This window comes from Curtobacterium sp. MCSS17_008, from assembly GCF_003234185.1.
Lineage (GTDB): Bacteria > Actinomycetota > Actinomycetes > Actinomycetales > Microbacteriaceae > Curtobacterium.
In genome coordinates this window covers 101,805-125,759 of record NZ_QKSM01000001.1, presented here as the reverse complement: position 1 = coordinate 125,759, position 23,955 = coordinate 101,805, and the positions used below count along the sequence as shown (strand labels likewise).

Annotated in this window: 25 protein-coding genes and 1 other RNA gene; 8 read left to right on the top strand and 18 right to left on the bottom strand. The window is 73.8% G+C overall.

The genetic code is table 11. From position 1 onward, the window contains the following. Positions 1-29: 29 nt before the first annotated feature. Positions 30-209 carry an SPOR domain-containing protein gene (locus tag DEJ23_RS00590; RefSeq protein ID WP_111238341.1) on the bottom strand — a complete coding sequence of 60 codons (180 nt, stop codon included), beginning with the start codon at positions 207-209 and terminating at the stop codon, positions 30-32. Positions 210-430: 221 nt separating this feature from the next. Here DEJ23_RS00590 and map point away from each other — a divergent pair, with 221 nt between their 5' ends. The 3 genes from map to rnpB all read left to right on the top strand — a co-directional run bounded on the left by map (position 431) and on the right by rnpB (position 2,641). Beyond that, positions 431-1,294 (top strand): type I methionyl aminopeptidase, encoded by an 864-nt coding sequence (gene map / locus DEJ23_RS00585; protein WP_111238702.1) that lies wholly within the window; start codon positions 431-433, stop codon positions 1,292-1,294. Between the two features lie 28 nt (positions 1,295-1,322). Continuing rightward, on the top strand, positions 1,323-2,072 hold the full coding sequence (gene ppgK / locus DEJ23_RS00580; RefSeq protein ID WP_111238340.1) for a polyphosphate--glucose phosphotransferase: 750 nt from the start codon (positions 1,323-1,325) through the stop codon (positions 2,070-2,072). Between the two features lie 212 nt (positions 2,073-2,284). Next, an RNA gene (gene rnpB, locus DEJ23_RS00575) (RNase P RNA component class A) lies at positions 2,285-2,641 on the top strand. Between the two features lie 166 nt (positions 2,642-2,807). Here rnpB and DEJ23_RS00570 read toward each other — a convergent pair. The 9 genes from DEJ23_RS00570 to DEJ23_RS00530 form a co-directional block, all read right to left on the bottom strand. Then, positions 2,808-3,542, bottom strand: a complete 735-nt coding sequence (locus DEJ23_RS00570; protein ID WP_111238339.1) for a zinc ribbon domain-containing protein — start codon at positions 3,540-3,542, stop codon at positions 2,808-2,810. Next, complete coding sequence (locus DEJ23_RS00565; RefSeq protein ID WP_111238338.1) at positions 3,539-4,396, bottom strand: Nif3-like dinuclear metal center hexameric protein; 858 nt, start codon at positions 4,394-4,396, stop codon at positions 3,539-3,541. The genes DEJ23_RS00570 and DEJ23_RS00565 overlap by 4 nt, the downstream gene beginning before the upstream one ends. 38 nt (positions 4,397-4,434) lie before the next feature. Continuing rightward, entirely contained in the window at positions 4,435-5,553 is a 1,119-nt protein-coding gene (locus DEJ23_RS00560) for a hypothetical protein (RefSeq protein WP_111238337.1), read from the bottom strand. Between the two features lie 106 nt (positions 5,554-5,659). Beyond that, positions 5,660-6,232, bottom strand: a complete 573-nt coding sequence (locus tag DEJ23_RS00555) for an alpha/beta hydrolase (RefSeq protein ID WP_111238336.1) — start codon at positions 6,230-6,232, stop codon at positions 5,660-5,662. Between the two features lie 28 nt (positions 6,233-6,260). Beyond that, entirely contained in the window at positions 6,261-7,226 is a 966-nt protein-coding gene (locus DEJ23_RS00550) for an AraC family transcriptional regulator (protein WP_220034166.1), read from the bottom strand. Positions 7,227-7,355: 129 nt separating this feature from the next. Further along, positions 7,356-7,769: an ATP-binding protein gene (locus DEJ23_RS00545; protein ID WP_111238335.1), complete on the bottom strand. Its 414-nt coding sequence runs from the start codon at positions 7,767-7,769 to the stop codon at positions 7,356-7,358. Beyond that, positions 7,766-8,104: an STAS domain-containing protein gene (locus DEJ23_RS00540; RefSeq protein WP_111238334.1), complete on the bottom strand. Its 339-nt coding sequence runs from the start codon at positions 8,102-8,104 to the stop codon at positions 7,766-7,768. The genes DEJ23_RS00545 and DEJ23_RS00540 overlap by 4 nt, the downstream gene beginning before the upstream one ends. Before the next feature lie 283 nt (positions 8,105-8,387). Next, a complete protein-coding gene (locus DEJ23_RS00535) occupies positions 8,388-11,039 on the bottom strand; it encodes a phosphoenolpyruvate carboxylase (RefSeq protein ID WP_111238333.1) in 2,652 nt (883 codons plus the stop codon). Between the two features lie 187 nt (positions 11,040-11,226). Beyond that, positions 11,227-11,922, bottom strand: coding sequence for a heme oxygenase (biliverdin-producing) (locus DEJ23_RS00530; protein ID WP_111238332.1), 696 nt, complete (start codon positions 11,920-11,922; stop codon positions 11,227-11,229). Positions 11,923-11,982: 60 nt separating this feature from the next. Here DEJ23_RS00530 and DEJ23_RS00525 point away from each other — a divergent pair, with 60 nt between their 5' ends. Both DEJ23_RS00525 and DEJ23_RS00520 read left to right on the top strand, forming a co-directional pair. After that, entirely contained in the window at positions 11,983-12,828 is an 846-nt protein-coding gene (locus tag DEJ23_RS00525; protein WP_111238331.1) for a siderophore-interacting protein, read from the top strand. A 61-nt stretch (positions 12,829-12,889) separates the two neighbouring features. Continuing rightward, positions 12,890-13,471: a GIY-YIG nuclease family protein gene (locus DEJ23_RS00520; protein WP_375342250.1), complete on the top strand. Its 582-nt coding sequence runs from the start codon at positions 12,890-12,892 to the stop codon at positions 13,469-13,471. Between the two features lie 17 nt (positions 13,472-13,488). Here DEJ23_RS00520 and DEJ23_RS00515 read toward each other — a convergent pair whose 3' ends face one another. The 8 genes from DEJ23_RS00515 to DEJ23_RS00480 all read right to left on the bottom strand — a co-directional run bounded on the left by DEJ23_RS00515 (position 13,489) and on the right by DEJ23_RS00480 (position 21,520). Further along, complete coding sequence (locus tag DEJ23_RS00515; RefSeq protein WP_111238330.1) at positions 13,489-15,078, bottom strand: GMC family oxidoreductase; 1,590 nt, start codon at positions 15,076-15,078, stop codon at positions 13,489-13,491. Then, positions 15,075-16,412, bottom strand: a complete 1,338-nt coding sequence (locus tag DEJ23_RS00510) for an alpha/beta fold hydrolase (protein WP_111238329.1) — start codon at positions 16,410-16,412, stop codon at positions 15,075-15,077. Before DEJ23_RS00510 ends, DEJ23_RS00515 begins: the two co-directional genes overlap by 4 nt. Before the next feature lie 68 nt (positions 16,413-16,480). Further along, the gene (locus DEJ23_RS00505; RefSeq protein WP_111238328.1) at positions 16,481-17,464 is read right to left on the bottom strand and encodes a hypothetical protein; all 984 of its coding nucleotides are present in this window, start codon (positions 17,462-17,464) and stop codon (positions 16,481-16,483) included. A gap of 34 nt (positions 17,465-17,498) precedes the next feature. Next, positions 17,499-18,167, bottom strand: coding sequence for an RES family NAD+ phosphorylase (locus tag DEJ23_RS00500; protein WP_181429052.1), 669 nt, complete (start codon positions 18,165-18,167; stop codon positions 17,499-17,501). Further along, positions 18,164-18,718 (bottom strand): hypothetical protein, encoded by a 555-nt coding sequence (locus tag DEJ23_RS00495; protein ID WP_111238327.1) that lies wholly within the window; start codon positions 18,716-18,718, stop codon positions 18,164-18,166. The genes DEJ23_RS00500 and DEJ23_RS00495 overlap by 4 nt, the downstream gene beginning before the upstream one ends. Positions 18,719-18,862: 144 nt before the next feature. Then, positions 18,863-19,885 (bottom strand): transporter, encoded by a 1,023-nt coding sequence (locus DEJ23_RS00490; protein ID WP_111238326.1) that lies wholly within the window; start codon positions 19,883-19,885, stop codon positions 18,863-18,865. Positions 19,886-19,976: 91 nt separating this feature from the next. After that, positions 19,977-20,939 carry an SDR family NAD(P)-dependent oxidoreductase gene (locus tag DEJ23_RS00485; protein WP_111238325.1) on the bottom strand — a complete coding sequence of 321 codons (963 nt, stop codon included), beginning with the start codon at positions 20,937-20,939 and terminating at the stop codon, positions 19,977-19,979. A gap of 53 nt (positions 20,940-20,992) precedes the next feature. Further along, positions 20,993-21,520, bottom strand: a complete 528-nt coding sequence (locus DEJ23_RS00480; RefSeq protein ID WP_111238324.1) for a hypothetical protein — start codon at positions 21,518-21,520, stop codon at positions 20,993-20,995. A gap of 68 nt (positions 21,521-21,588) precedes the next feature. Between DEJ23_RS00480 and DEJ23_RS00475 the strand changes: the two genes are divergently transcribed. The 3 genes from DEJ23_RS00475 to DEJ23_RS00465 all read left to right on the top strand — a co-directional run bounded on the left by DEJ23_RS00475 (position 21,589) and on the right by DEJ23_RS00465 (position 23,947). Further along, a complete protein-coding gene (locus DEJ23_RS00475) occupies positions 21,589-22,191 on the top strand; it encodes a TetR/AcrR family transcriptional regulator (RefSeq protein WP_111238698.1) in 603 nt (200 codons plus the stop codon). 53 nt (positions 22,192-22,244) lie between these two features. Next, on the top strand, positions 22,245-22,508 hold the full coding sequence (locus DEJ23_RS00470) for a hypothetical protein (RefSeq protein ID WP_111238323.1): 264 nt from the start codon (positions 22,245-22,247) through the stop codon (positions 22,506-22,508). 128 nt (positions 22,509-22,636) lie between these two features. Then, positions 22,637-23,947, top strand: coding sequence for a PP2C family protein-serine/threonine phosphatase (locus DEJ23_RS00465; RefSeq protein ID WP_111238322.1), 1,311 nt, complete (start codon positions 22,637-22,639; stop codon positions 23,945-23,947). Positions 23,948-23,955 lie beyond the last annotated feature (8 nt).

The following is a 23,955-nucleotide window of genomic DNA, read 5'->3' as shown; positions in this document are numbered from 1 at the left end:
CTTTCCGTGGTGCTGCTGGGGGCCCCAGCCTATTGGTCCTCGTCGTCCCAGCGCTCGTTGTTCGCCCTGATGCGGTCCAGGGCGTGTTGCGCCTCGTCACGGGTGGCGAAGGGGCCGATCCGGTCGCGCTGGGGCGACTGCGGCCCCTGCTCCACCTCGTGCGTCCTGTCGTTGAACCACCACTGGGACTCGATGCGTTCGTCGCTCATGGCGCCACCGTACCCACGTCACAGCCGGGAGGCCCGGTGCCGGCCCGGCAGACCGGCGACGGGCCTCCAGCGTGCGTGCGTGGGCGGTGCGCCGGACGGCTGGATCCCCTGGCTGTCGAAGGCACCGGTGGCGCCGACGTGCGCACGGGACGCCGGTGTCGCCGCGGGACCCCGCGCAGCCGGGCGACGGCGGGCCGCGGCACCCGGTTAGAGTGGACGGCATGCCCCGGGACGCACACGGACACCTGACCGCCGGCCGGATCTCTCCGCAGCGACCCGTCCCGAAGGACATCGAACGGCCCGAGTACGTCGGACGCGCCGAACCCGACGAGCACGGCCACGGCGACACCTACACCGCCGAGGAGGTCGAGCGGATCCGCACGGCCGGGCGCATCGCCTCGCAGGCGATCGACGCCGTCGGTGCGGCCATCCGCCCCGGCGTCACCACCGACGAGCTCGACCGGATCGGCCACGAGTTCGTCGTGTCCCACGGCGCGTACCCCTCGACGCTCGGGTACCGCGGGTACCCGAAGTCCCTCTGCTCGAGCCTGAACGAGGTCATCTGCCACGGCATCCCGGACGACACCGTGCTGCAGGAGGGCGACCTCGTCAACATCGACATCACCGCCTACAAGGACGGGATGCACGGGGACACGAACCGCACCTTCGTCGTGGGCGAGGCCGCCCCGGCGGTGCAGGACCTCGTCACCCGCACCGAGGAGGCGCTGCGTCGCGGCATCAAGGCCGTGGCTCCCGGCCGCCAGGTCAACGTCATCGGCCGCGCGATCGAGGCGTACGCGAAGCGCTTCGGCTACGGCGTCGTCCGCGACTACACCGGACACGGCGTCGGCCGGGCCTTCCACTCCGGGCTCATCATCCCCCACTACGACGCGCCCCAGTACGACACCGTCATCGAGCCCGGGATGGTGTTCACGATCGAGCCCATGCTCACGCTCGGCGGGATCGACGCGGACATCTGGTCGGACGACTGGACCGTCAGCACCCGCGACAAGTCGTGGACCGCGCAGTTCGAACACACCCTCGTCGTCACCGAGCGCGGCGCGGAACTCCTCACCGTCTCCTGACGGAACCCCTCCCCAGAAAGGCACACCCATGACCTCCCTCGCAGTCGGCGTCGACATCGGCGGTACGGGCATCAAGGGCGCGATCGTCGACGTCGACACCGGCGAACCGCAGACCGACCGGATCAAGAAGGCGACGCCGGAGGGCGGCAGGCCGAACGACATCGTCGCCGTCGCGAAGTCCATCCTCGACGAGCTGGCACCGGCTGCCGACGTGCCGGTGGGCGTGTGCTTCCCCGCGATCGTCCGCGGCGGCAAGACCATGTCCGCCGCCAACGTGTCGAAGAAGTGGATCGGGTTCGAGGCCGAGGCGCTGTTCGAGAAGGAGCTCGGCCGGTCCATCCACTTCGTCAACGACGCCGACGCCGCCGGGTTCGCCGAGCAGCAGTTCGGCGCCGCGAAGGGCAAGGAGGGGCTCGTCGTCGTCACGACGCTCGGCACCGGGATCGGCACCGCGCTCATCAACGACGGCGTGCTCATCGTCAACTCGGAGCTCGGGCACCTGGAGATCGACGGGCACGACGCCGAGACCCGCGCGTCCTTCGCTGCGAAGGAGCGGGACGAGCTGTCCTGGAAGCACTGGGCGAAGCGACTGCAGAAGTACTACTCGACGCTCGAGGCGCTGCTCTCCCCCGAGCTCTTCGTCGTGGGCGGCGGCGTGTCGAAGCACCACGAGGAGTTCCTGCCGCTGCTCGACCTGCAAGCGGCCATCATCCCCGCGACCCTCCGCAACAACGCCGGCATCATCGGTGCGGCGACGCTGGCGGCACGCTCGCGCTGAGCGGGGGTCTCCCCGGCCCGCCGAGCCGCGGTCGCACAACACGCCGCTCGCGTGCGTTCCGGTCGCGCGGCACGCCGCGGCGCCTCGACGCAGGCGGCGCGTCGTGCGACCGGAACGCGCCAGCCTGCGCGCGCCGGGCGCCGAAGCGGTGCCGCCCGAGGAAGCGCGGCGGACGGTGGTCGAGCGCGGCACCGGTAGACTCGGGCGTGCGAATGGGTCGGTGAGACGGTCGCGTCACTCCCCCGGGAGTGCCGAGGAACGTCCGGGCTCCACAGAGCAGGGCGGTGGGTAACACCCACCCGGAGCAATCCGCGAGACAGTGCCACAGAAAGCAGACCGCCGGCGGCGACGTCGGTAAGGGTGAAACGGCGGTGTAAGAGACCACCAGGGGTCCGGGTGACCGGACCTGCTCGGTAAACCTCGCCCGGAGCAAGGTCAGACAGAGGACGACGAGGCTGCTCGCTGAGTCCTCGGGTGGACCGCTGGAGGCCGGCGGCAACGTCGGTCCGAGAGAGATGGCCGTCACCGCGAGAGCGGGACAGAACCCGGCGTACGGCCGGCCCATTCGCACCACCGGCCCACGGAGCGCCGGGCACACGAGGCCCGGACGCACGGAGCGCCGGGCACACGGAGGCCCGGGCACACGGAGCGCGCGCACCGGCGGGACGCACCGAGCGCCGGACGGGAGGCGCGTCGCGTCGCCGCCCCGCGCCTCCCCTCCGGCGGTCCCTCCGACTACAGGCCGGACTCGGCGGTCCGCACCAGGATCGCGTCGCTGTCGGGGCAGAGCACGACGTCGTCGGGCGCAGCCTGGCGGATCCTCTGGAGGTCCGACGCAGTGAGCGTCACGCCCGACGCCGTGGAGACGCCGCCCTGCAGCAGCGACGCGCCGAAGCCGTACCGGGCCCGCTGCCGGTCGTAGAGGGCGAGCAGGTCGGCGGGCACCTTGGCCGCGACGGCGGCACGGCTCTGCACGGCGGACTCCCGATCGGCCTCGACACGGGCGATCTCGGCGTCACGCTCCCCCACCAGGGCCGCACGGTCGGCCTCGACCTGCGCCAGCTGCGCCTCGAGGTCACCGACCCGGCCGCGGTGGACGTCGAGCTGCTCCATGACCTCCAGCTCGGCGGTCTCGAGGTCGCCGACGCGCCGGTCGAGCGACTCCATCTCGCTCTGCAGCCCGGCGGCGTCCTTCGCGTTCGACACGTTCTGCAGCATGGTGGTGTCGCGCTGGATGCGGGCCTGCGCGGTCGCGATGTCGGACTCCAGGCGAGCGAGGTCGCGCTCGGCGTCCTCGGCCTTGCCGGTCGCGGCGACGAGCTCGGCGCGGAGTGACGCAGCAGTGGCGCCGAGTTCGGTGAGCCGGTCGCCCTTCTGCAGCGAGGTGATGCGGTGCGACAGACGGGTCACGTCGTTGTCGAGGCGCTGGAGGTCGAGGAGGACGACCTGGTCCTCGGGTGCTGCCTTCACGGTCGGTCTCCTTCGTGGGCGGGTTCGGGGGCGGGCTCGGCCGCCGGCAGGACGGCGAAGTCCCAGGGATCGGTGCGCAGGTCGCTCACGGTCACGCGGACACCGGCGGCACGGCGCAGCTGCTCCGCGGCGACGTCGAGCCACAGCCACTCGGTGGCCCAGTGCGACGTGTCGACGAGTGCGGGTCCGTCGCCGAGCGCCGCCTGCTCGCGGAACTCCGATGCCGGGTGGTGCCGCAGGTCGCTCGTCACGTAGACGTCGGCCGCGCGGACGGCGGCGTTCCCGAGGTAGGCGTCGCCGGCTCCGGCGCAGAGCGCGACGGTCCGGACCGGGCGGTCGGGGTCGCCGGAGACGCGGACACCGGTCGCGGTCGGGGGCAGGAGGTCGGCGAGGTGCCGGGCGAGCGTGATCAACGTGGTCGGCTCCGGCAGGACTCCGACGCGTCCGATGCCCGTCGCGGGGTCGGCACCGGTCTCGAGCGGCTGCTGCTCGGTGAGCCCCAACCGGTCGGCGAGCACGGCGGACGTGCCGGTGGTCACGACGTCGGCGTTCGTGTGGGCCGCGAGCAGCCCGACCCCGCCGCGGACGAGGGTCGCGAGCACGCGGCCCTTGTAGGTGGTCTCGTCGATGGTCGTCACGCCGCGCAGCAGGAGCGGGTGGTGGGTGAGCAGCAGGTCGGCGCCGAGCTCGACCGCCTCGTCCGCGGTGGCCGGGACGGCGTCGACGGCGAGGTGGACGTGGTCGACCCGCTGGTCGGGGTGGCCGGAGACGAGCCCCACGGCGTCCCAGGACTCGGCGCCGGCGGCGGGCCACAGGTCCTCGATGACGGCCTGGAGTTCGCGGAGCGTCGGCATCCCGTCAGTCTACCGAGCCGCCGGAGTCGGTCGTCGCCTCAGCGACGGCCGAACAGGGCACGGAGGCGGGTGACCAGCCGCGTCCACCAGCCGTCGTCGGCACCGCCCTCGACGGTCGTCGCGGACGTGGACGCGTCGTCGACGGTGCTCGGGACCGAGAGCGCTTCCGGCAGGACCACCGGCGTGCTCGCCGTGGTGCCGACGTGGGCGGTCAGCGCGGCGGCGAAGGCGGCACGGTCGATGACGGTCGGACCGGTCGCCGGCTGGACGAGCGGCGTCGGACGCGTGTTCGCCGAGACCGGGGTGCGGGCCTGGAGGGACAGGACCGGACGGACCGGCTCGTCGCGTCCGTCGGTGGTCGCCGTGGCGCCGGCGACGGTCACGCTCTCGACCGCCGGCATCGTGGCGACGTCGACGTGGCGGGAGCGGAGGGCGGGAGCAGGTCCCGCCGTGGTGCTCGCGGACCGCGGGGCAACGGCCTGCCGCACGGACGTGGGCACGGACGCGGTGGCCGCACGTCGTGCGGCGGCGCGGTCGCGTCGCTCGGCCTCGTCCGCGGCGTCGGCGAGCAGGTCGGCGAAGACGGCGCTGGCGAAGGCACGCGCTGCCTCGACCTCAGCGTCGTCGAGGTCGGCGACGGCGACCTCCCACGCGGCGAGACGGGCGAGGTCCTCGTCGCGACGACGGACCTCGTCCTCGAGCAGCTCGATGCGCTCGACGGTCGTGCGGCCGCTCGACGCGGACACCTCGACGGCGAGGTCCTCGATGCGGAGGGCGAGGCGTGCCGGGGGTTCCGGGAACGACGGGGCGCAGGCCGCGACGTGACGGGCACGGTCGCGACGGCGGAACGACGTGGGCGCCTCGGCCTGGTCGACGACGGGCTGCTCGGACACCTGCGGCACGGCGGGCGACTGCTCGGTCGCGGCGGGCGATTGCTCGGTTGCGGCGGGCGATTGCTCGGTCGCGGCGGGCACGGGCGTGGAGCGGACCGGGGCATCCGTCGCCGTGACCGGGCGCTGCACGGGACCCGTGACCGGCGGCACCACGAGGTCCGCCAGGTACGGGGTGCGCGGGACCGGGACGTCTCGGAGCCACTGCTCGAGCTCGCGACCGAACGGGTCGACGAGGGGGGTGCGTGCACCGGGCTTGGTCTCCATGTGACGCAGGATAGATATCACGGGTGACCGGAGCGGGGAGATCCGCGGAGTGTCGCGCATCCCGGCGCTGGACACGTGACGTGTCGGCGTGGACGTGAGCGGCGTGTCACGCTTCCGGGACCGCCCCCACGAAGGCGTCCAGCAGCCTCCGCCCCTCGTCCCAGGCACCGACCCCGCTCGCGACGTTGACGTGCTGGCGCGCACCCACCCGCAGCGTCCGGGCGCCGAGCACCGTGGCGAAGTGCTCGGCACGGTCCACCGAGCAGTACGGGTCGTCGTCGCTCACCACGAGGGCCGTCGGCGACGCCACCGGGCGGGACGGGGCGCGGAACCCCCGGGCCGCCTCCGGGAACGCCGGCGCATCGGGGTCCGGCGGCGCGACGAGGAAGGCGGCGACGACGCTGCTGCCGTCGTGGGCGGCGAGCCAGTGCGCGGCGGCCAGGACACCGAGGCTGTGCGCCACGAGCACCGGCGGGCGACCGCAGGCGGCGACGGCGTCGGAGATCGCGCGGTCCCAGTCGCCGGGCTCCGGCTCCGACCACGAGGTCGGCGCGATCCGGACGGCCGCGGCGCCCCGCGTGTCCTGCCAGCGGGACTGCCAGTGTTCGGGGTCGGACCCCCAGATGCCCGGCACGACGACCCACGGGTGCCGGTCGGCGGGCCGCGGGTGCTCGTTCATCCGGGCATCGTAGCGGGACCACCGGGCGTCACGCCCGCAGGGTGTCGCGGGGGTACTCGCCGAAGCGCTCGGCGTAGGCGGCGGAGAACCGCCCGAGGTGCGCGAACCCCCAGCGCACGGCGACCGACGCCACGGTGAGCTGCCCGGGCGCGGCACGACGGAGCTCGTCGCGCACCCGGTCCATGCGGATGCCGCGGAGCATCGCGTTCGGGGCGGTCCCGACCTGCCGTTGGAAGGCCTGCTGCAGACCGCGGACGCTCAGTCCGACGTGCTCGGCGACGTCGGTCGTCGTGATCGGCGTGTGGGCGTGTGCGTGCATGTACTCGAGCGCCGCGCGGACACGACTCGTGGCACCCTGCGGCACCGGGGACTCGGGTGCGACCTGTTCGTGCGGGAAGGTGTGCAGCATCGCCGACGCCGTCTCGTGCGCGGCCGTCGCGAGCGCCAGGGCCGACACGGGGGCCCTGGAGAAGAGGACCTCGGCCGCGCGGTGCACCTGGCGGTTCCACTCGGCCAGGTCCTCACGACGCGGACGCCGGGCCTGGTCGAAGACGAGCGGACGGCCGGTGGTGCCGTGCACCTCGGCGGCGACGCGCTCGAGGAAGCCCCGGTCGAAGTGGACGAGGCTCTGGCGCACGTCCCGCAGGTCGAACGCGAAGGGACCGTCCGTCGGGAACACCACGGGCGTCGCGGGACCGTAGTGCACCTGCGCCTCACCGGAGCCGACGGCGCCGGTGCCCTCCGAGGTCCACACGACGACGTACTCGTCACCGCTCGACGCGTGCCCCGTCGCCCGGGCGTCGAAGGACGTCGAGCGGAACGTCATCGCCTCGTCCCCGACCACACGGAACCGGTAGGAGAAGTCACGCTCGGTGCGGGCGCCGGCGAAACCTGCTCCCTCGTAGGCCTGCCCGAACATGTCGAGCGCCGCTCCGAGGTCCGTGCCGGCCGACTCGAAGCGCGTCCGGGCGTCCACGGGTGTCTCGGTGCTCACCGGACGGAGCGTCCCACCACGAGGGGTGGATCTCCCGCTCGGCACGACGGTCTGCGGGGACCGGCTGCGCACGTGCGCAGATCGGCCGACGCGTCACCCCCTGACGAGGGCCGCCGGCCCGGCGACCGCTCAGTGCCGCCCGCGGCGGACCACCCAGCGGTTCCGGTCGTCGACGCGGTCGTAGCGCAGGTCGTCCACGACCATCTGTACGAGGGCGAGCCCGCGACCTCCCTCGGCGAGGGCATCGGGCAGGTGTGCCGCCGATGGGTCGACGAGCACCGGGACGCCGTCGTCGGTCAGGGAGACGAGCACCTCGTCCGGGCCGACGCCGACCCGGAGCGAGCAGGTCACCCGGCGACCGTCTGCCCCGTGCTCGATGACGTTCGAGGCGAGTTCCACCAGCGCGAGCTCGAGCGCCATCCGGTCCTCGAGGGACAGCTCGGGCTCGTTGTCCCACACCGAGGACAGGAACGTGTGCACCGCCGTGACGTCGTCGGGCGGGCAGGCGAGGTCGAGGACGTGGTCGCCCATGGCCACGGTCATCCCCAGGTCGTCACTGCGGCGTCCCCGTCCGGGTACGTCCGCAGGATCTTGTCGATGTTCGAGAGCTTCAGCACCATCTGCACCTGCTCCGACGGTGCGGCGATCCGGAGGTCTCCCCCCGCCTGTCGCGCGGTCTTGAGGCAGCCGACGAGCGCACCGAGCCCGGACGAGTCCATGAACTCGACGCCCGACAGTTCGACGACCAGCCGGGCGCGGCCACCCTCGACGACCTTGGCCACGGTCTCGCGGAACGCGCCCGCGCTGACCATGTTCAGGCGTCCACTGCACTCGAGGACGGCGGTGTCGTCCGTTGCCTCGTGTACGACGATGTCCATGCAGGTGTCTCCTCGGTTCGGAACGGGTGCACCCTGCAACCTACCTGGTGCAGGCCGTCGAGCGGTACGGCCTCGCCGCTTCCGCGACCACCGGCACGACGACCGCGGCCGCCACGAACCACCGCGTGACCGTCCTCGGTCGCTGCGCCGTGCCGCCCTCGACGCCGGGGAGGTGCGTGCCGGGTCCGTCGCCCCGCCCGCGTGTGCGGGAGGACGGCAGGACGGACGGGAGGCGCGGCGCCCGCCGGCACCGCGCCTCCCGTCCGACGGGTCGACCGGTCCGTCACCCCGTGTTCTGCAGGCCTGCCGCGATCCCGTTGACGGTGAGCAGGAGCAGCCGGTGGTCGCCGTCCGTCGGATCCGTGCTGCCGGACGTGCGGATGGCGCGGAGGGCGCGGAGCTGCAGGTGCGAGAGCGCGTCGACGTACGGGCTGCGCAGACGGACGGCACGGGCGAGCACGGGACGGTCCTCGAGCACGTCGCTCCCGCCGGAGACGCGGAGCACCCAGTCGCGCGTCCGGAGCATCTCGTCGAGCACCTTCGCCGCGAGGTCGTCGCGGTCGGCCAGCTCGAGGTACCGGCGGGCGATCTGCTCGTCGGTCTTGGCGAGCGACATCTCGACGTTCTTGATCATCGCGCCGAACAGCGGCCACTCGGCGTACGCGGCACGGAGCACGTCGACGTCGCCGATCGCCTCGAGCGCGGAGCCGAGGCCGTACCAGCCGGCCAGGTTGATGCGCGCCTGCGTCCACGAGAACACCCAGGGGATCGCGCGGAGGTCCTCGAGCGACTCGACACTCAGACCGCGCCGGGCGGGGCGGGAGCCGAGCGGCAGGAGGCCGATCTCCTCCATCGGGGTGACCCGGGCGAACCACGGCGCGAACCCGTCCGCCTTCACCAGGTCGTAGAACGCCTGCCGGGAGACGTCGTCGAGCTGCTGGGCCAGGTCGGCGAAGCGCGTGGCGGCCGCGGCCGTCCGTTCCTCGTTCGACGGCGACGACGCGAACAGCGTGGCCGACGCCATCTGCTCGAGGTGGCGCGCGGCGATGTCCTGGTCGCCGTACTGGGCGAAGATGACCTCACCCTGCTCGGTGAGCTTGAGCCGGCCGTCGATCGAGCCCGGCGGCTGCGCGAGGACGGCCTCGTTCGCCGGTCCGCCGCCGCGGCCGAGCGAACCGCCGCGGCCGTGGAACAGCGTCAGTTCGACGTCGTTGTCCCGCGCCCAGTCGGCGATCCGGGCCTGGGCGTCGTACAGCGCGAGGTTCGCCGACACCGGACCGACGTCCTTCGACGAGTCGGAGTACCCGAGCATGACCTCGAGCCTGCGCCCGGTCGCCGCGAGCCGACGCTGGAACGGCTCGGTGCGCACGGCCTCGTCGAGGATGTCGACGCTCGCGTGCAGGTCCGCGAAGGTCTCGAACAGCGGGATGACGTCGAGCACCGGGGCGGCGTCACCGCAGGCGGCGACGGCGAGCTCGTGCACGTTCGCCAGGTCCGCGGCGGACTGCGTGAAGGAGACGATGTAGCGGTGCGCGGCGCGCACGCCGTACCGCTGCTGCAGGTCGGCGACGGTCCGGAAGACGGCGAGGACCTCCTCCGTGGTCTCGCTGAGCGCGCCACCCGCGCGGATCTCGGCCAGGGCGTTGCGGTGCACCTGGGAGTGCTGGCGCACCTCGAGCTCGGCGAGGTGGAACCCGAAGGTCTCGACCTGCCACACGAGGTTCTGGAGCTCTCCGTTAGCCGTGCGGACCGCCCCGGCGGCGACGAGCGACGACTGGATGACGCGGAGGTCGGCGAGGAGTTCCTCGGGACCGCCGTAGGCCAGGCCGTCCTGCCCGCGACGCGTGGCCCGGATCCTTGCCGCGACGAAGAGCAGCGCGCGCCGGTGGGTCTCGTTCGGGGCACGGACCCCGATGCGCTCGGCGATGCTCGGGTCGAGGGACTCCTGCGCGGCGACGAGCGCCTGCAGGCCGGGGTCGGCCGGGGTCTCGGCGGCGTCGAGCGTCAGCGCCGAGCCGATGCGGGTCGCGGCACGCGCGAGTCCGAGCAGGATGTGCTCCGCCGCGATGTCGGCCGCCTGCCGCGTGACCGCCGCGGTGACGTGCGGGTTGCCGTCGCGGTCACCGCCGATCCAGGTGCCGAAGCGCACGAACGCGGGCGCGGTCACGGGCACGCGACCCGCGTCGTCGCCGAGGAGCCGGTCGTCGAGCAGGCGGTAGACCTGCGGCACGATCTCGAACAGCGTCTGGTCGAACACGCTCATCGCGGTGCGGACCTCGTCGAGCGGGGTCGGGCGGGTGGTCCGCAGCGGCGATGTGCGGAGGAGCGTGGTGATCTCCTCGAGCAGGCGACGCTCGTTCTCGGCCCGGGCGGTGGCGTTGCGGGCACGGTCGCGCTCGTCGATGAGGTCGGTGATCCGCCGCACCGCCGTGGTGACCGCGCGTCGGCGGGCCTCGGTCGGGTGGGCGGTGAGCACCGGGTGGAACCGCAGGTCGGCGAGGCGCGACGCTGCTTCGTCGGCACCGACCTGCTCGACGAGCGAGGCGTAGGTCGCCGGGAACGAGTCGCCGGCCAGTCCACCGTCGTCACCACGGGCGCGGAGGACCCGCACGCGGTGGTGCTCCTCGGCCAGGTTCGTCAGGTGGAAGTAGGTCGTGAACGCCTGCGCCACGGCCTCGGCCCGCTCGGCGGACATGCCTGCCACGACGGCCTCGGCCCGGGCGGCGCCCTCGGCGTCGGAGCCCTCGTACGCGTCGATGACCGCGGCACGCAGGCTCTCGACGTCGTGGAGCAGGTCGTCGCCGCCGGTCTCCCGCAGCACCCGCCCGAGCAGGTTGCCGAGGTACCGGACGTCCGCGCGCAGGTCACTGTCGACCGCACCGCTGACGTCGTCCCGTGCGCGCCCGTGGCGCGTCGATCCGTCGATCGCCGTCATGGGTTCCTCTCACGTTGCGCCGGGACCGCGTCCCGGGTCCCCAGCACTGTACCGGCGCACGCACGCACGTGACGACGACCGTCCGGACGGACCGACCGCCTCGTCCGTGGTCACCGGGGCCACGACGCGGCGCGGGAGCACCCCTGCGCTCGCGTCGCACGTCGCCCCCGCCGGGTCGGTGCCCTGCTCAGGCGGGCACGGGGTGCACGGTGCGTCCGGCGGCGGTCGTGCCGACGGGCGCCGGGCCGCGCAGCGACGCCACGAGCGCCCGGTCCAGGCCTGCGGCGAGGTCGACCTCGGCGAGCACCGCCTCGCGCTCGGCGGCGGACCACGGCGCGGCGTCCAGCTGTGCCCGGTAGGTGTCCTCGAACGCAGCGGGGTCGGCGACCTGGTCGAAGATCGTGAACAGCACGCCGTTGGTGTCGAAACCGAAGCGTTCCTCGAGCAGCCGGGCGAGCGTGGGGCCGCCGGACAGGTCGCCGAGGTACCGCGTGTAGTGGTGCGCGACGAAGCCGCCCGGTGAGGTCGCCGCGACCTCGTTGAGCCGACGGACGTAGGCCGTGGTCGCCGCGGTCGGACAGCAGAGCTCGGACCAGTCCGGCCCGACCAGGTACTCGAGGTCGGCGCGGATCGCCGGCATCCGCGTCAGCTGCGCGGTGACGAACGGCGCGGCGACGGGGTGGTCCGCCATCCGCTCGGCGGCGCGTTCGAGCGCGTCGTACACGACCGCGTACTGTCCGAGCAGGTCGGCGTAGTCGGCGACGTCGCACTCGCCTGCCAGCAGGTCGTGCGCACCGCCCGTCCACGCGACGGTGCCGGCACCCACGTCCGTGCGGGACCGTCGGCGCAGCAGCTCGGAGAACGGCGTCACGGTCGGACTCATGAGGTAAGGCTAACCTCAGTGGCTGCAAGGTCAAGTACCGGAACAGCAGGAAGTCCCACCATGAGCCCGAACCCCAAGCGCACCCAGCACGTCTTCGTCGTCGACCGGACGGAGCGCCTCAGCCCGCACATGGTGCGCGTGCACCTGGGCGGCCCCGCCTTCCGGGACTTCGTCGACGGCGCCGACCCCGAGCGGCTCGCCGCCACCGACAAGTACGTCAAGCTCCTGCTCGCGCCGCCGTCGAGCGGCCTCACCCCGCCCTACGACCTCGAGGCGCTGCGCGAGACCCTGCCGAAGCACCTGCGCCCGGCGCGGCGCACGTACACCGTACGGTCCGTCGACCACGCTGCCGGAACGATCGCGATCGACTTCGTGGTGCACGGCGACGAGGGCCTCGCGGGGCCGTGGGCCTCCGCGGCACGACCGGGTGACCTGCTCGCCCTGTCCGGTCCCGGCGGCGGGTACTCCCCCTCGACGGACCCGGCCGTCACGCACGTCCTCCTCGGCGACGACAGCGCCCTGCCCGCGATCGGCGCGGCCCTGGGGGCGATGCCCGCCGACGCGACGGGCTTCGCGCTCGTGGAGGTCGCCGGCGCCGCGGACGAGCAGCGGCTCGCGCACCCGGCCGGTGTCGACCTGCGGTGGCTGCACCGCGACGCCGCCGGCGCCGAGCCGGGCACGCTCCTGGTCGAGGCGGCGCGTGCACTGCCCCGTGTCTCCCGGCCGGTGCAGGTCTTCGCGCACGGCGAGCGGACGGCGATGCAGGCGATCCGGCGGGTCCTGCAGGACGGGTGGGGGCTCGAGAAGGCGGACCTGTCACTCTCCGCCTACTGGGCGCTCGGCCGGGCGGAGGACCGCTTCCAGGAGGAGAAGCGCGAACCGGTCGGCGTCATCTTCGCGGAGTGACCACCGGGCGCCGGTCCGCCAGGCGCGTCGCGCGTCGGTGGTGCCCGGTAGCGTCCGCCGCGTGGTCTCCCCTCCCGCCGTCCCGGCCTGTTGCATCCCGGGCTGCGGTGTCGCCTCCGCCGCCGCCTTCGCGGCGGTGCTGCCCATCTGTCCCGGACACGTCGCCCTCGTCGCCGACACGGCGGCGGAGCACACCGGCGTCGAGGACGCGCTGCCCGGCCCCTGCCCCGTGTGCGGATCGAGGACGGGTGTCCGGTGGCCCCGCGCGACGCTCTGCGGGACCTGCGAATGGCCCTGGGGCGACGTGCCGGACGGTGACCTGCCGCCACCGCGCGTCGACGTCGTGTACTACCTGCGGCAGCGCGACGACTTCGGTGACCGGGTGAAGATCGGCACGACCGCGAACCCGCGCCAGCGGCTCGCCGCGGTGCCCCACCAGGAGCTCCTGGCGTTCGAACGCGGCGACCGGCGACTCGAGCGACGGCGGCACACCACCTTCGCCGCGGACCGCTACCCGGGTACGGAGTGGTTCCGGACGACCCCGGCGCTGCTCGACCACGTCGCGGCCGTCGCCGCCGGCGTCGACGATCCCTGGGCGCTGCACGCCCGTTGGACGAGCGAGGCACTGGCACTGCGCGGCTGAGTCCGCGGCGCCCGGCGTCACGCGGAGGCCGCCACCTGGGGCAGTCGGTCGGCAGCCGGGTCGTCGCGGAGGAACCGGTCGGCCGTCCGGAGCGACAACGCCATGATCGTGAGTGCCGGGTTGGCGATGACGGCGCTCGGGAACACCGAGTTGTCGCAGACCCAGAGGTTCGGGACGTCCCACGACCGGCCGGCGGGGTCGACGACCGACGAGCCGGCGTCCGAGCCCATCCGCGCGGTGCCGATGGTGTGCGCGGTGCGCTCGAGCACGCGCACGTCGGTGCCGCCGGCAGCCTCGACGATCGCGGTCATCGTGCGGACGGCGTGGGCACGGATCGCGTCCTCGTTGGCGCCGGTGGAGAACGTGACACGGGCCCGCGGAACCCCGTGCTCGTCGAGCTCGTCGGACAGCACGAGGCGGTTGTCGTCGTACGGCAGGCACTCGGCGTTGATGCCCACACCGGCCGTCCGCGGGTAGTCGCGCATCGCCCGGACGAGCTCCGCGCCGCGCAGTCCCCCGCCGCGCACGAGCGAGGTGGCGAAGGTCAGCGGCTGCACCCCGAGGCTCTGGACGAGGTAGCCGCCCGCGAAGTCGGCGTCGGCCGGACGCACGAAGTCCTCGGTGATGATCGAGGACGGGTACCCGCGGTACGAGCGCATCGACTCGTCGAACGTCGCCCACACCTGGGTCGCGCCGTGCGCGGTGAAGTTCCGGCCAACCTGCCCGCTGCTGTTCGCGAGGCCGGTGTGCAGCAGCAGGCGCGGCGTCTCCACCCCGCCCGCGGCGAGGACGAGCGATCGGCACCGCTGTCGGCGCTCGCGACCGTCGCGGGTGTAGAGGACCGCACAGACCGCGCCGGCCGCGTCGAGCTCGATGCCGTGCACGAAGGACTCCGGGCGGATCTCCGCGCCGAAGGCGACCGCTGCCGGCAGGTACGTGGTGTCCATGGACACCTTCGAACCGTTGCGGCAGCCCTGGTGGCACGAGCCGCACGAGACGCAGGCCTGGCGGAGACCGTGGTGCTCCTGCACCCGGTCCTCGGTGGTCAGTGCGACGGGTGCGTCGGTGGCGGTGATGCCGAGGGCAGCGGTGCCGCGCATCATCATGTCCGAGGAGGCGTTCCGCGCGGGCGGCGCCATCCGGTACCGGCGGTCCGGGTCCCACGGGTAGTGCTCGGGACCGGCGACGCCGACCTCGTGCTCGACGCGCTCGATGTACGCCGTCAGTTCGGCGTGGTCGACCGGCCAGTCCTCGCCCCGGCCGCTCTCGGTGCGCAGGCGCAGGTCGTGGACGCTCGGTCGCGGCGTGAACGCCCCCCAGTGCAGCGTCGAACCGCCGACGCCGGTGCCGCTGTTGTTCGGGCCGAACGCGGTCGGAGCCGAACCGCCGCTGATCCGCTCGTCCATCCAGTTGATGTCGGTCGGGGCCTCGACCTCGTCGGGCAGGTGGTCGCCGGGTCCGGTGTTCCGCCCGGCTTCGAAGGCCACCGCGCTGAGGCCCGCGCGGGCGAGGCGGGCGAGGAGCGGGGCGCCGCCGGCACCCGTCCCGACCACGACCACGTCGACGACCTCGTCGTCCTGGTACCGCCGCTGTCCGTCGAGTCTCATCGTCCTGCTCCCTCGGGTTCCCACGCTTCCCGTTGCCCGGCACCGAGCAGCTGGAAGCCCTGCTTCCGGACGCCGTCGCCGCCGTTGGCGAAGCCGTCGTAGTCGATCTCGGACATGGTCGCGGGGTGCGCGAGCCAGTGCTTCACCAGGTCCACGCTCGCGTCCTCGGACCAGGCACGGAGCTGGTCGGCGTCGAGCCGACCGTCCGCCCGGTACCGGCCCGCGGCGACGTCCTCGAGCACTGCGGGCAGGTCGGCGTCGGCCACCCGGCCGAGCACGTCGAGGGCACCGCGGTACGCCTCGAGGTCGGTCGGCATGCCGTCGGCGCGCCACCCGTCGCCCTGACCGGCCGCGAGCTGCGCGTCGACCCGCAGGGCGAGGTCGACCTCGTGCTCCCCGGGCTGGGGCACGACGATCCGGGCGACCGCCCGCAGGGTCTCGAGTTGGCGCTGGGTCAGGGCGTCCGGGGTGGCCGCGGGGTCGTCGGGCAGCGAGCGGACCGCGAGCACCCCGCGGGTCCTCGCGCTCACGCGCGGCGAGGCGATGACGCGGACGTTGTCGGCGGGCACGACGGGTGCGTGCGCGATGCGACGGGCCCAGAAGTCGCGGACGAGCGCGGCGACCTCGACCGGGCGCTCCCACGGCAGCAGGTGCGCGGCGCCCACGACCTCGTGCAGTTCGCCCGCCGGCCAGTGCGGCAGGGTGAGGCGTCGCTGCGCGTCCGCGGCGAGGTCGCCGTCCTCGGCACCGGCGAGCACCAGCGCGGGGACGGGGTTCGGCTCGGCCGTGGTGGACCAGTCCTCGCGGCTGCCGCGGAGCAGCCAGTCACGCCACGCGCGGGGGTCGGTGCGCCGCACGTCCTGCACGGCCTGCTCGTGACGGTCGGGCGGCAGCACGTCGGCGGTGTTCGCGTCGACGAACTCCGCAGCGTGGTCCGGCTCGACGGGCCCGTCCGCCGCCCAGGAGAGCATCGACCCGCGGCGCGCTTCGTCCATCGGCTCGGGAGCGAGGGGCGAAGCGGCGAGGAGGACGACCGCGCGGAGTCCGAACAGGCCGTTCGCGCCGGAGATCGTCCGGTCGGCGACGACGGTGGCCACCTTGCCCCCCATGGAGTGCCCGACGAGCGCCCACTCGGTGGCGCCGCTCGCGCCGATCGCGCGCTCGACGAGCACGACCATCTCCTCGACGGTCGTGCCGCCGGACGCGGGGCTCCGACCGAAGCCCGGCAGGTCGATGCCGACCAGGTCGAGGTCACCGGCGAGTTCCGAACGGAGCAGCGCGAACTCCTCCGAGCTCGAGCCGAGCGCGTGGAGGCAGAACGCGGTCGCTGTCATCCTTCGTTCCTACCGTCCGGATCGCGCGGGACCCAGGGTCGTGTACCCCACTCCTGTACCCCGGATGCTCATCGCCCGTAGGCGTCGACGAACAGCGCGCCACGCAGGTCCCGCAGGGTGTCGACGAGCCGCCCGATCGCCCGCCCGGACAGGCTCGCCACCTCGAGGTCGTACGGCCCGAGCGCCGGCAGGCGACCGGTCCGGATCCGGACGACCTCCCACCCGACCGCGCGCACCGCGCGGTCCTTACGGCGGTCGGTCTCCTGCCGGGGACCGACGTGCTCCAGCCCGTGTCGTCCGGTGCTGTCGTACTCGATCGCGACACGGAGCTCGGGGAGGACGACGTCCGGCCAGGCCTCGACGTGGTCGAAGAACGGACGATCGAGCCGGATCGCGGTGTGGTCGAACGTGAACGCGAACCGCTCCCGCAGCGCCTGGCGCAGGTCGGCCTCGACCGCCGACGCCGTCGCCGGTGCGCACGCACTCGTGAACGACTCCCCCGACGGCAGCCGTGGGGTCTTCGGGCAGATCGACCGCGCAACCGGCTGTCGGACGCGTCCGGTCCGCGGCCGACCCGACCCCGCACGGGACGACGCGACCGCACCGGTGGGCACCGTTCCGACCGTCACCGGGGCGACGGCACGGGCGGGCGCGGCCGGGAGCGTCTGCCGCCCGCGCACCCGTTCGACCCGCTGCGGCGGCGGGACCGCCGCAGGCCAGTCCCCGGGCAGCACCGGCCACCGCCGCGGCGTCGCCTGCAGCTGGCACTCCGGGCACCAGACGGACCGGCGCCGCTCGCGGCCCGGGCGCGAGCGCTGCTCCGCCGGGGTCGCGACGAACACGTGCCCCACGTCGCACTCCCACGTCAACAGGACCTCGGCCGCCGGCGGGACCTGGGTGAGCACGACGCCGTGGTTCCACTCCGGGTGGTACTGCCGGATCAGCACCGGGTACGACGCCCAGGCCGACCGGAACTCGCCGACGGCGTAGGGCACGGCCGAACCGCGCGACCACTGTCGCCGCCGCCACCACGCATCGACCGGTTCGACCACGCCGTCACGGTATGGACGACCACCGACACCGGCGTCAGTCGGTGGGCGGGCTCGCGAACGTGAAACGCTCGGGACCGGCCTCCGAACCGTCCTCGAGCACGCGGATGCCGGCCTCGCGGCACGCGGTGACACCGTCGCGGTGCACCCGCTCGGGACGGGGCCGTCGCGGGACGCCCGCCGTCCCGAAGACCGCCCAGGCGTTCGCGGCCGAGCCGCTCGTGAAGCGGGTGCTGTAGCGGACCCCGGCAAACCCGGCCGCGTCGAACGCTCGCGCCCACGCCTGCGGCACACGGTAGTCCCCCATGGTCTGGAGCTCGGCACCGATCCCCCACCGCACCGCTGCCGGGTGCGTGACGTCGGCGAACCGGCGGCCGCGGGACGCCCGTGCCGCGACGACGACCATCTCGCGGGCGCGTGCGGCGAACACCGTGTTCGTGGTCAGCACGTGGTGCGCCAGGCGTTCCCGCACGGCCACCTCGACCGCGTCGGCCCAGTAGCAGGTGCCACGGGGGACCGCGAGGTCGAAGCGCCCACCGTCCACCCCGTCCGCGTCGGGCGCCGTGCTCGCGAACCACCAAGCGCCGCGGTCGTGCCGCTTGGCGCGGTAGAAGGTCGTTCCACGCGACTCCTCGGCGGGGAAGTCGGTCAGGTCGAGGTCCTCGCGCGGGCGCTGCTGTGCGACGTCGTTCCGGCTCGGCGTCACGCGTCCGCCGCCCACGCGGTCGCCGCGCGCCGGGCCGCCGCGAGCACCTGTTCCTCGCGCCCGTCGCGGAGCGCCTGGGCCGCCGTGGTGCCGCCGAACTCCTCGGCCTCGGTGTTCAGCCAGAGCGCCGCACCCCAGGGGTCGATCCGGTCCGGGTCGACGAGCGCGAGGACCTGCCGCAGGTGTGGGAGCGGGCTGCCGGAGACCCCGAACTGGAACGACGGGAACACCAGGCTGCCGTCACCGATCTTCAGGCCGATGAGGTCGCGTTTCGCGGTCGCCTTGCTGAGCGCCTGCCGCGTCACCCCCCGCCAGGCGGCGAGCGTCGGGGTGTCGTAGAAGGGGCCGATCAGCGCGTCGGCCTCGTGCTTCACCGAGGGCAACGCGGCGACCATCCGGTCGGCCAGGAGCTCGACGTCCGCACCCGCGTCGAGGGCGCCCGCGGCGCGGCCGTCGAGGATCCGCCGACGGAGGGCGTCGAGGAGTGCTTCCTCGTCCGGGCTCGGCGTCGTCGCCGGCTCGCCGTGCCGAGCGTGGATCGTCGGTCCCATCGTGCGCCTCCTGTCAACCGCGTCAACCCGACAGTACGCGTTCGCCGACAACGCCGTCAACCGCTCCGGCGTTCTCGGCTCGCCGGGGTCCAGGGTCCGGGAGGGCCGCACACGTCTGCGACGGCTGCGGTGGCCCGGGGCGGGTCAGACGACCCGGGTCGCGCCGGTCACCGGGCCCGGGGTCGCGTCCTGGTCGTCGGCGACGTGCAGGACCTGCTCGGCCTGACCGAGGAGATGGTGCACGGCGAGGCCGATCGACCGGGCTCCGACGACGGCGACGAGGACGCTGAGCAGGGCCGTCACCGCGGCGACCGTGATCCGTGCCCCCGGCAGGTCGAGCACCCGGACCCACTCGACCGTGGCGGTGGCGGCCGCTGCGGCCGGGAACACGAACGACCAGAACCCGAGCGAGAACCGCAGCCGGACGTACCGCGGGAGCAGGGCGACCTGCACGAACACCATGAGTCCGCCGAGCCCGGCGACCGCCTGCACGGGCAGGGTGACCGCGTCATCGGTGAGGGCGAACAACGCGACGGTGGCCACGGCCGGGGGCGCGACCAGGATCGTCATGGTCGGCACGAGCGGTCCGGGCAACGCGGGCCGGAACGCGAGCCGGATGAGCAGGAGCCCGGTCATCACGCCCCAGAAGAACACCCCGACGCCGAAGCACGCCCAGGACAGCCACCCCGCTCCGACCTCGTGCGTCGAGACCGCGGCGACGAGTGCGGCGGCGACCGTCGGCAGGAGGTACCCGCCGTGCACCGACTCGAGCGCGAGCCGTCCCTCGAACCACGTGCTGAGGAGCCACCCGGCGAAGCCGGCCGCGACCGCCACGGCCGCGAGCACGACGACCTCTCCGGCGAGGGGCGCGTACCGAGCGAGGTCGACGCCGAGCAGCATCGCGCTGGCGGGGACGAGTGCGGCGAGGGGGCCCTGCGCGGGGTGCCGGAGCTGGTCGACGAGCCGCTCCCGCACGCGGACCCCGCGGACCACGTGTGCGCCGACGAGCCACAGCCAGGCCAGTGCGGCCACGGCCCAGAGAGCCTGCGGTACGGCTTGGGGCAGGCGCAGGACAGGGGCGGCGACGGTCCAGGCCTCGGCGAAGCCGGCGAGGCCGAACGGGACGGCGAGAGTGTTCAGCGGGACGCGCGAGGTGGGACGTGGCATGGCCCCCCATTGTCCCGCCCCGGTGACAGGACGACGGACGGGAGGCGCGGCGCCGACCAGCACCGCGCCTCCCGTCCGTCAGGTGGGTGCGTCAGCGACGCGGGCGGCCGAGCACGACCGTGCCGACGACCGCGACGATGCCCGCCCACACGAGCGGGCGCGTGACCCGGCGACGCTTCGCGACCCAGCCGCCGTCGGTGGCGTTGTGGGCGTCGGCGGGCTCGTACAGGTTGCCGTCGCTCGGGGCGCCCGTGCCGCGCAGCGCGAAGGTCTCGACCATCGGCTTCGTGATCTTGTGGAACAGCCCCGGGAACACGTACTGCAGGGGCACGAGCGACGCCTGGACGCGCCCCACGAACCGGTAGCGCTTCGGGTGCAGGGCCGCCCGCACGACGGCCCTGCCGGCGCGTTCGACCGAGACCGTGGGCGGCAGCGGGTGCGAGGTCTTGCCGGTGTAGTTGGCGCCGTTCTGGTAGATCGGCGTGTCGATCGTCGACGGCAGCAGGGCGGTGAAGTGGATGCCGGTGCCGGCGTACTCGTCGCCGAGCACGTCGACCAGGCCGAGCGCGGCGTGCTTGCTCGTCACGTAGGCCGACTGGTACGGCGCCGACAGCAGCGACTGGATCGACCCGACGAGCACGTAGGTGCCCTTCCCGCGTTGCTCCCAGTGCGGCAGCAGCGCGGTGACGGCGTTCACGTGCCCGTACAGGTTGGTGTCGACCACGCGCTTGAACGCCTTCGTGGGGGTCTGCTCGAAGAGTCCGTAGACGAACAGGGCCGCGTTGCCGACGAAGACGTCGATGCGGCCGAAGCGCGTGGTCGTGGTGGCGACGAGGTCCTTGACCGCGTGCTCGTCGGCAACGTCGGTCGGGATCGCGACGGCCTCGGCGCCGAGCTCCCGGCACTCGGCCGCCGCCGCCTCGAGCGACCCGTGCCCGCGTGCGGCGAGCACGAGGGTGGCTCCCTGACGGGCGAACTCGTGCGCCGCTGCCCTCCCGATGCCGCTCGATGCTCCGGTGACGACGACGATCTTCCCGCGGAACCGTTTGGTCATGCCTGTGTTCGTACCCGGGTGCCGCTGCGGCCCCGTCCAGGCCCATGTCCCCCTCAGCGCGCCCGGCGTGGCCACACCGTGTAGCTGATCGCCCAGAGCAACTCGATCCCGAGCAGGACGCCGAGCACCGGGAACCACCCGACCAGCGCCGCAGTGCGCGTCCCCGTGCCGAACGCCAGCAGGAACACGCCGACGACGGCTCCGGCGATCACGACGGCGAGGAGGGTCCGCACCACGTCCGCCCAGCAGGCCCGGGTGTGGGCCCACCCGGTCGGCCGGGGCGGGAGCGGCCGGCCCTGCCGCCAGTGCGCGAAGCGGGCGTCGGCCCAGGCGACCATCCGTCGCCCGTACGCGAGCGAGACGCCGATGTAGAGGGCGGCGAGGCCGTGCATCCAGTCGGCTCGACCGCCTCGGGCGAGGTCGAGGGCCGTGACGGCGAGCAGGACCGCGTCGATGACGGGTGCGAGCGCGAGCACGACGGCCCCGGCGCGTCGCTGCCCGGCGAGGTACCGGAGTGCCAGGCCCCCGGCCACGGCGACCCAGAACCCCACCTCGCAGGCGACGATGACGACGATCAGCACGGGAACCTCCGTTTGGGTACGAGTGTGTTCACAACGGCTATGGTAGTACGACTGTGTACGCTGAGGCGGTGCCCCGGCTCATCGACCACGACGAACGTGACCGCGAGATCGGCGAGGCCGCCTGGCGCGTCCTCACCCGTGACGGTCTCGCGGCGTTCTCCGTCCGGAACGTGGCGGAGGAGGCCGGGATCGCGACGGCCTCGCTGCGACGCGCCTACCCGACGCAGGACGCGCTGCGGGTGGCGTGCCTCCGACGGGTCTTCGAGCACGTGCAGCGCCGGCTCGACGCCCTGGACGCGGCTCGCACACCGGACGACGACCCCGCGGACTTCGCCGTCCGCTGCCTGCAGGAACTGCTCCCGCTCGACCACGAGCGTCGGACCGAGGCCGAGGTCTGGACCACGCTCGGCTCGCTCGCCCTGACCGACGACGGGGTCCGTGCGGCGCACGACGAGGCGCACGCACTGCTCCGGGACGCGTGTGGCGCCCTCGTCGGACTCGCGCGCGGTGCCGCCACCACCCGGGACGACGGCGACACCGCACGCCTGCACGCCCTGGTCGACGGTCTGGCGCTCCACCTCGTGCACCAGCCCGTCGACGCGGACACCTCGTGGGCGGTCGACGTCCTCACCGCCGAGGTCCGACGCCTCGCCGGGTCCCGGTCGGCGTGACGGAGCGCCCCACGCCCTTCCGGTGCGTGGGACCGAGGTGCGACGATGGACGCATGCCGAAGGACGACCTGACCGTCGAGGAAGCGACGGCGATCGCCGAGCACGCCCGCTCCGGGTCGCTGCCGCTCGAGGACCCCGAGGTCCGGAGGATGGTCGAGCAGGCGAACCGGACGCTCGTCCGGGCGCAGATGTGGGGCGAGGACCGCAGCCCGAAGCTCCGCCGTCGTCGTCGGTGGTTGGCCGCGGGAGCGCTCGTGATGGTGCTCGTCTGGGTGGCCGGCCTGCTCGTCCCGCTGGCGTTGCGCCTCGGACCCTGACCCCGGACCGGAACGGCGGGACGCGCATGCGTCGAGGAAGGACTCGCTGCGCCGCTGAGTGCTGCTCAACACGCCCGGCCCCCGGAGTGGGGTTGCCCGAGCGACCGCTCCGGGGTTGACTCGACACCGTGACGAGCACCGCCGACCGCCCGTCGTCGGCGAACACGTGGACGACCAGCGTCCGAGACGACACCGGACCGATCGTGCTCGCCGGGCTCCGCACCTCGTGGGCACCGCTCGCGAAGCAGACGATCATCGTAGGCCTGATCGTCGGGGCCGCCGTGGCCAGCACGTTCTCGCCGTGGCTGATCGTCAGCGATGCACCCGCGATGTGGACGGGCGTCGCGATCGCCGTGGTCTGCCTGGCCTTCGCGGCGGTCGCCGCCCGGTGGCCCGGTGCCATGCGCGTCGAGCTCCTCGTGCCGGCGCTCGACTTCTTCGCGGTCGGGTTCCTCCGCTTCGGCACCGGTGACGCGGCCTCGGTCTTCACCGCCATCGTCGTGCTCCCGGTGGTCTGGGTCGCCGCGAACCCCGGACGTCGACACGTGGTCTGGCCGATCCTCGGCACGACCGGCACCCTGTTGCTCTCGTACCTCATCGCACCCACTGAGCCGCGACCGAGCGAGCTCGTCCGACTGTTCATCGTCGTGTTCGTGTTCGGTGCGACCGCCGCCGTGACCAACGAGCTCGCGCGGCAGGCCGGCCTGCAGCTCGCCGACGTGCAGCGGCGCCGTCGGGTGGCCGAGAGCGAGATCGACCGCGCCGCCCTCGTGCAGCAGTCACTCCTGCCCGTGACCACGAACGGGCTCCCCCGGGAACTCCGGGCGGTGGGCGTCTGCATCCCTGCCCGGACCGTCGGCGGGGACTTCTACGACTGGTTCGCCACCCCCGACGGCGCCGGGTTCACCCTCGGCGACGTGATGGGCAAGGGCGTCGGTGCGGGCATGATCGCCGCGGCCGTGCGCTCCCTGATCCGAAGCGCGGTCGACGAGACCGACCCCGCCGTCGCGGTGCGCCGCGCTGCCACCGGCCTGGCCACGGGTGAGTCCGACCTGACGGGCGGACAGTTCACCACGTGCTTCCACCTGCGCGTGGACCGCGACGGTCGGGCCCGCTGGGTGGACGCCGGCCACGGCTTGACGGTCCTGCGGAGCACCGACGGCAGCGTCCGCCCCCTGCGGTCCGGGCATCTCCCGATCGGGGTCGGCACGAGCTGGACGGCGGAGGACACGGTCCTCGAGCCCGGTGACGTCGTCGTGGCGGTCAGCGACGGCGTGCTCGACCTGTTCGGCGGCGACCTCGACTCACTCGACCGGTTCGAGGCATGGGTCGCCGAGCGCCCCGACCCGCAGCAGCTCGTCGACGGGATCTCCGAGCTCGCGCACACCGACGAGCACCCCGACGACGTCACGGTGCTCTGCGTCGCCTACCTGCCCTGACCCCGGCC

Bases quoted from the DNA above. Each gene is read 5' to 3' on its own strand.
- DEJ23_RS00590 (WP_111238341.1), bottom strand. From the start codon at position 209: ATGAGCGACGAACGCATCGAGTCCCAGTGGTGGTTCAACGACAGGACG.
- map (WP_111238702.1), top strand. From the start codon at position 431: ATGCCCCGGGACGCACACGGACACCTGACCGCCGGCCGGATCTCTCCG.
- ppgK (WP_111238340.1), top strand. From the start codon at position 1,323: ATGACCTCCCTCGCAGTCGGCGTCGACATCGGCGGTACGGGCATCAAG.
- DEJ23_RS00565 (WP_111238338.1), bottom strand. From the start codon at position 4,396: ATGCCGACGCTCCGCGAACTCCAGGCCGTCATCGAGGACCTGTGGCCC.
- DEJ23_RS00560 (WP_111238337.1), bottom strand. From the start codon at position 5,553: ATGGAGACCAAGCCCGGTGCACGCACCCCCCTCGTCGACCCGTTCGGT.
- DEJ23_RS00555 (WP_111238336.1), bottom strand. From the start codon at position 6,232: ATGAACGAGCACCCGCGGCCCGCCGACCGGCACCCGTGGGTCGTCGTG.
- DEJ23_RS00545 (WP_111238335.1), bottom strand. From the start codon at position 7,769: ATGACCGTGGCCATGGGCGACCACGTCCTCGACCTCGCCTGCCCGCCC.
- DEJ23_RS00540 (WP_111238334.1), bottom strand. From the start codon at position 8,104: ATGGACATCGTCGTACACGAGGCAACGGACGACACCGCCGTCCTCGAG.
- DEJ23_RS00535 (WP_111238333.1), bottom strand. From the start codon at position 11,039: ATGACGGCGATCGACGGATCGACGCGCCACGGGCGCGCACGGGACGAC.
- DEJ23_RS00530 (WP_111238332.1), bottom strand. From the start codon at position 11,922: ATGAGTCCGACCGTGACGCCGTTCTCCGAGCTGCTGCGCCGACGGTCC.
- DEJ23_RS00525 (WP_111238331.1), top strand. From the start codon at position 11,983: ATGAGCCCGAACCCCAAGCGCACCCAGCACGTCTTCGTCGTCGACCGG.
- DEJ23_RS00515 (WP_111238330.1), bottom strand. From the start codon at position 15,078: ATGAGACTCGACGGACAGCGGCGGTACCAGGACGACGAGGTCGTCGAC.
- DEJ23_RS00510 (WP_111238329.1), bottom strand. From the start codon at position 16,412: ATGACAGCGACCGCGTTCTGCCTCCACGCGCTCGGCTCGAGCTCGGAG.
- DEJ23_RS00495 (WP_111238327.1), bottom strand. From the start codon at position 18,718: ATGGGACCGACGATCCACGCTCGGCACGGCGAGCCGGCGACGACGCCG.
- DEJ23_RS00490 (WP_111238326.1), bottom strand. From the start codon at position 19,885: ATGCCACGTCCCACCTCGCGCGTCCCGCTGAACACTCTCGCCGTCCCG.
- DEJ23_RS00485 (WP_111238325.1), bottom strand. From the start codon at position 20,939: ATGACCAAACGGTTCCGCGGGAAGATCGTCGTCGTCACCGGAGCATCG.
- DEJ23_RS00470 (WP_111238323.1), top strand. From the start codon at position 22,245: ATGCCGAAGGACGACCTGACCGTCGAGGAAGCGACGGCGATCGCCGAG.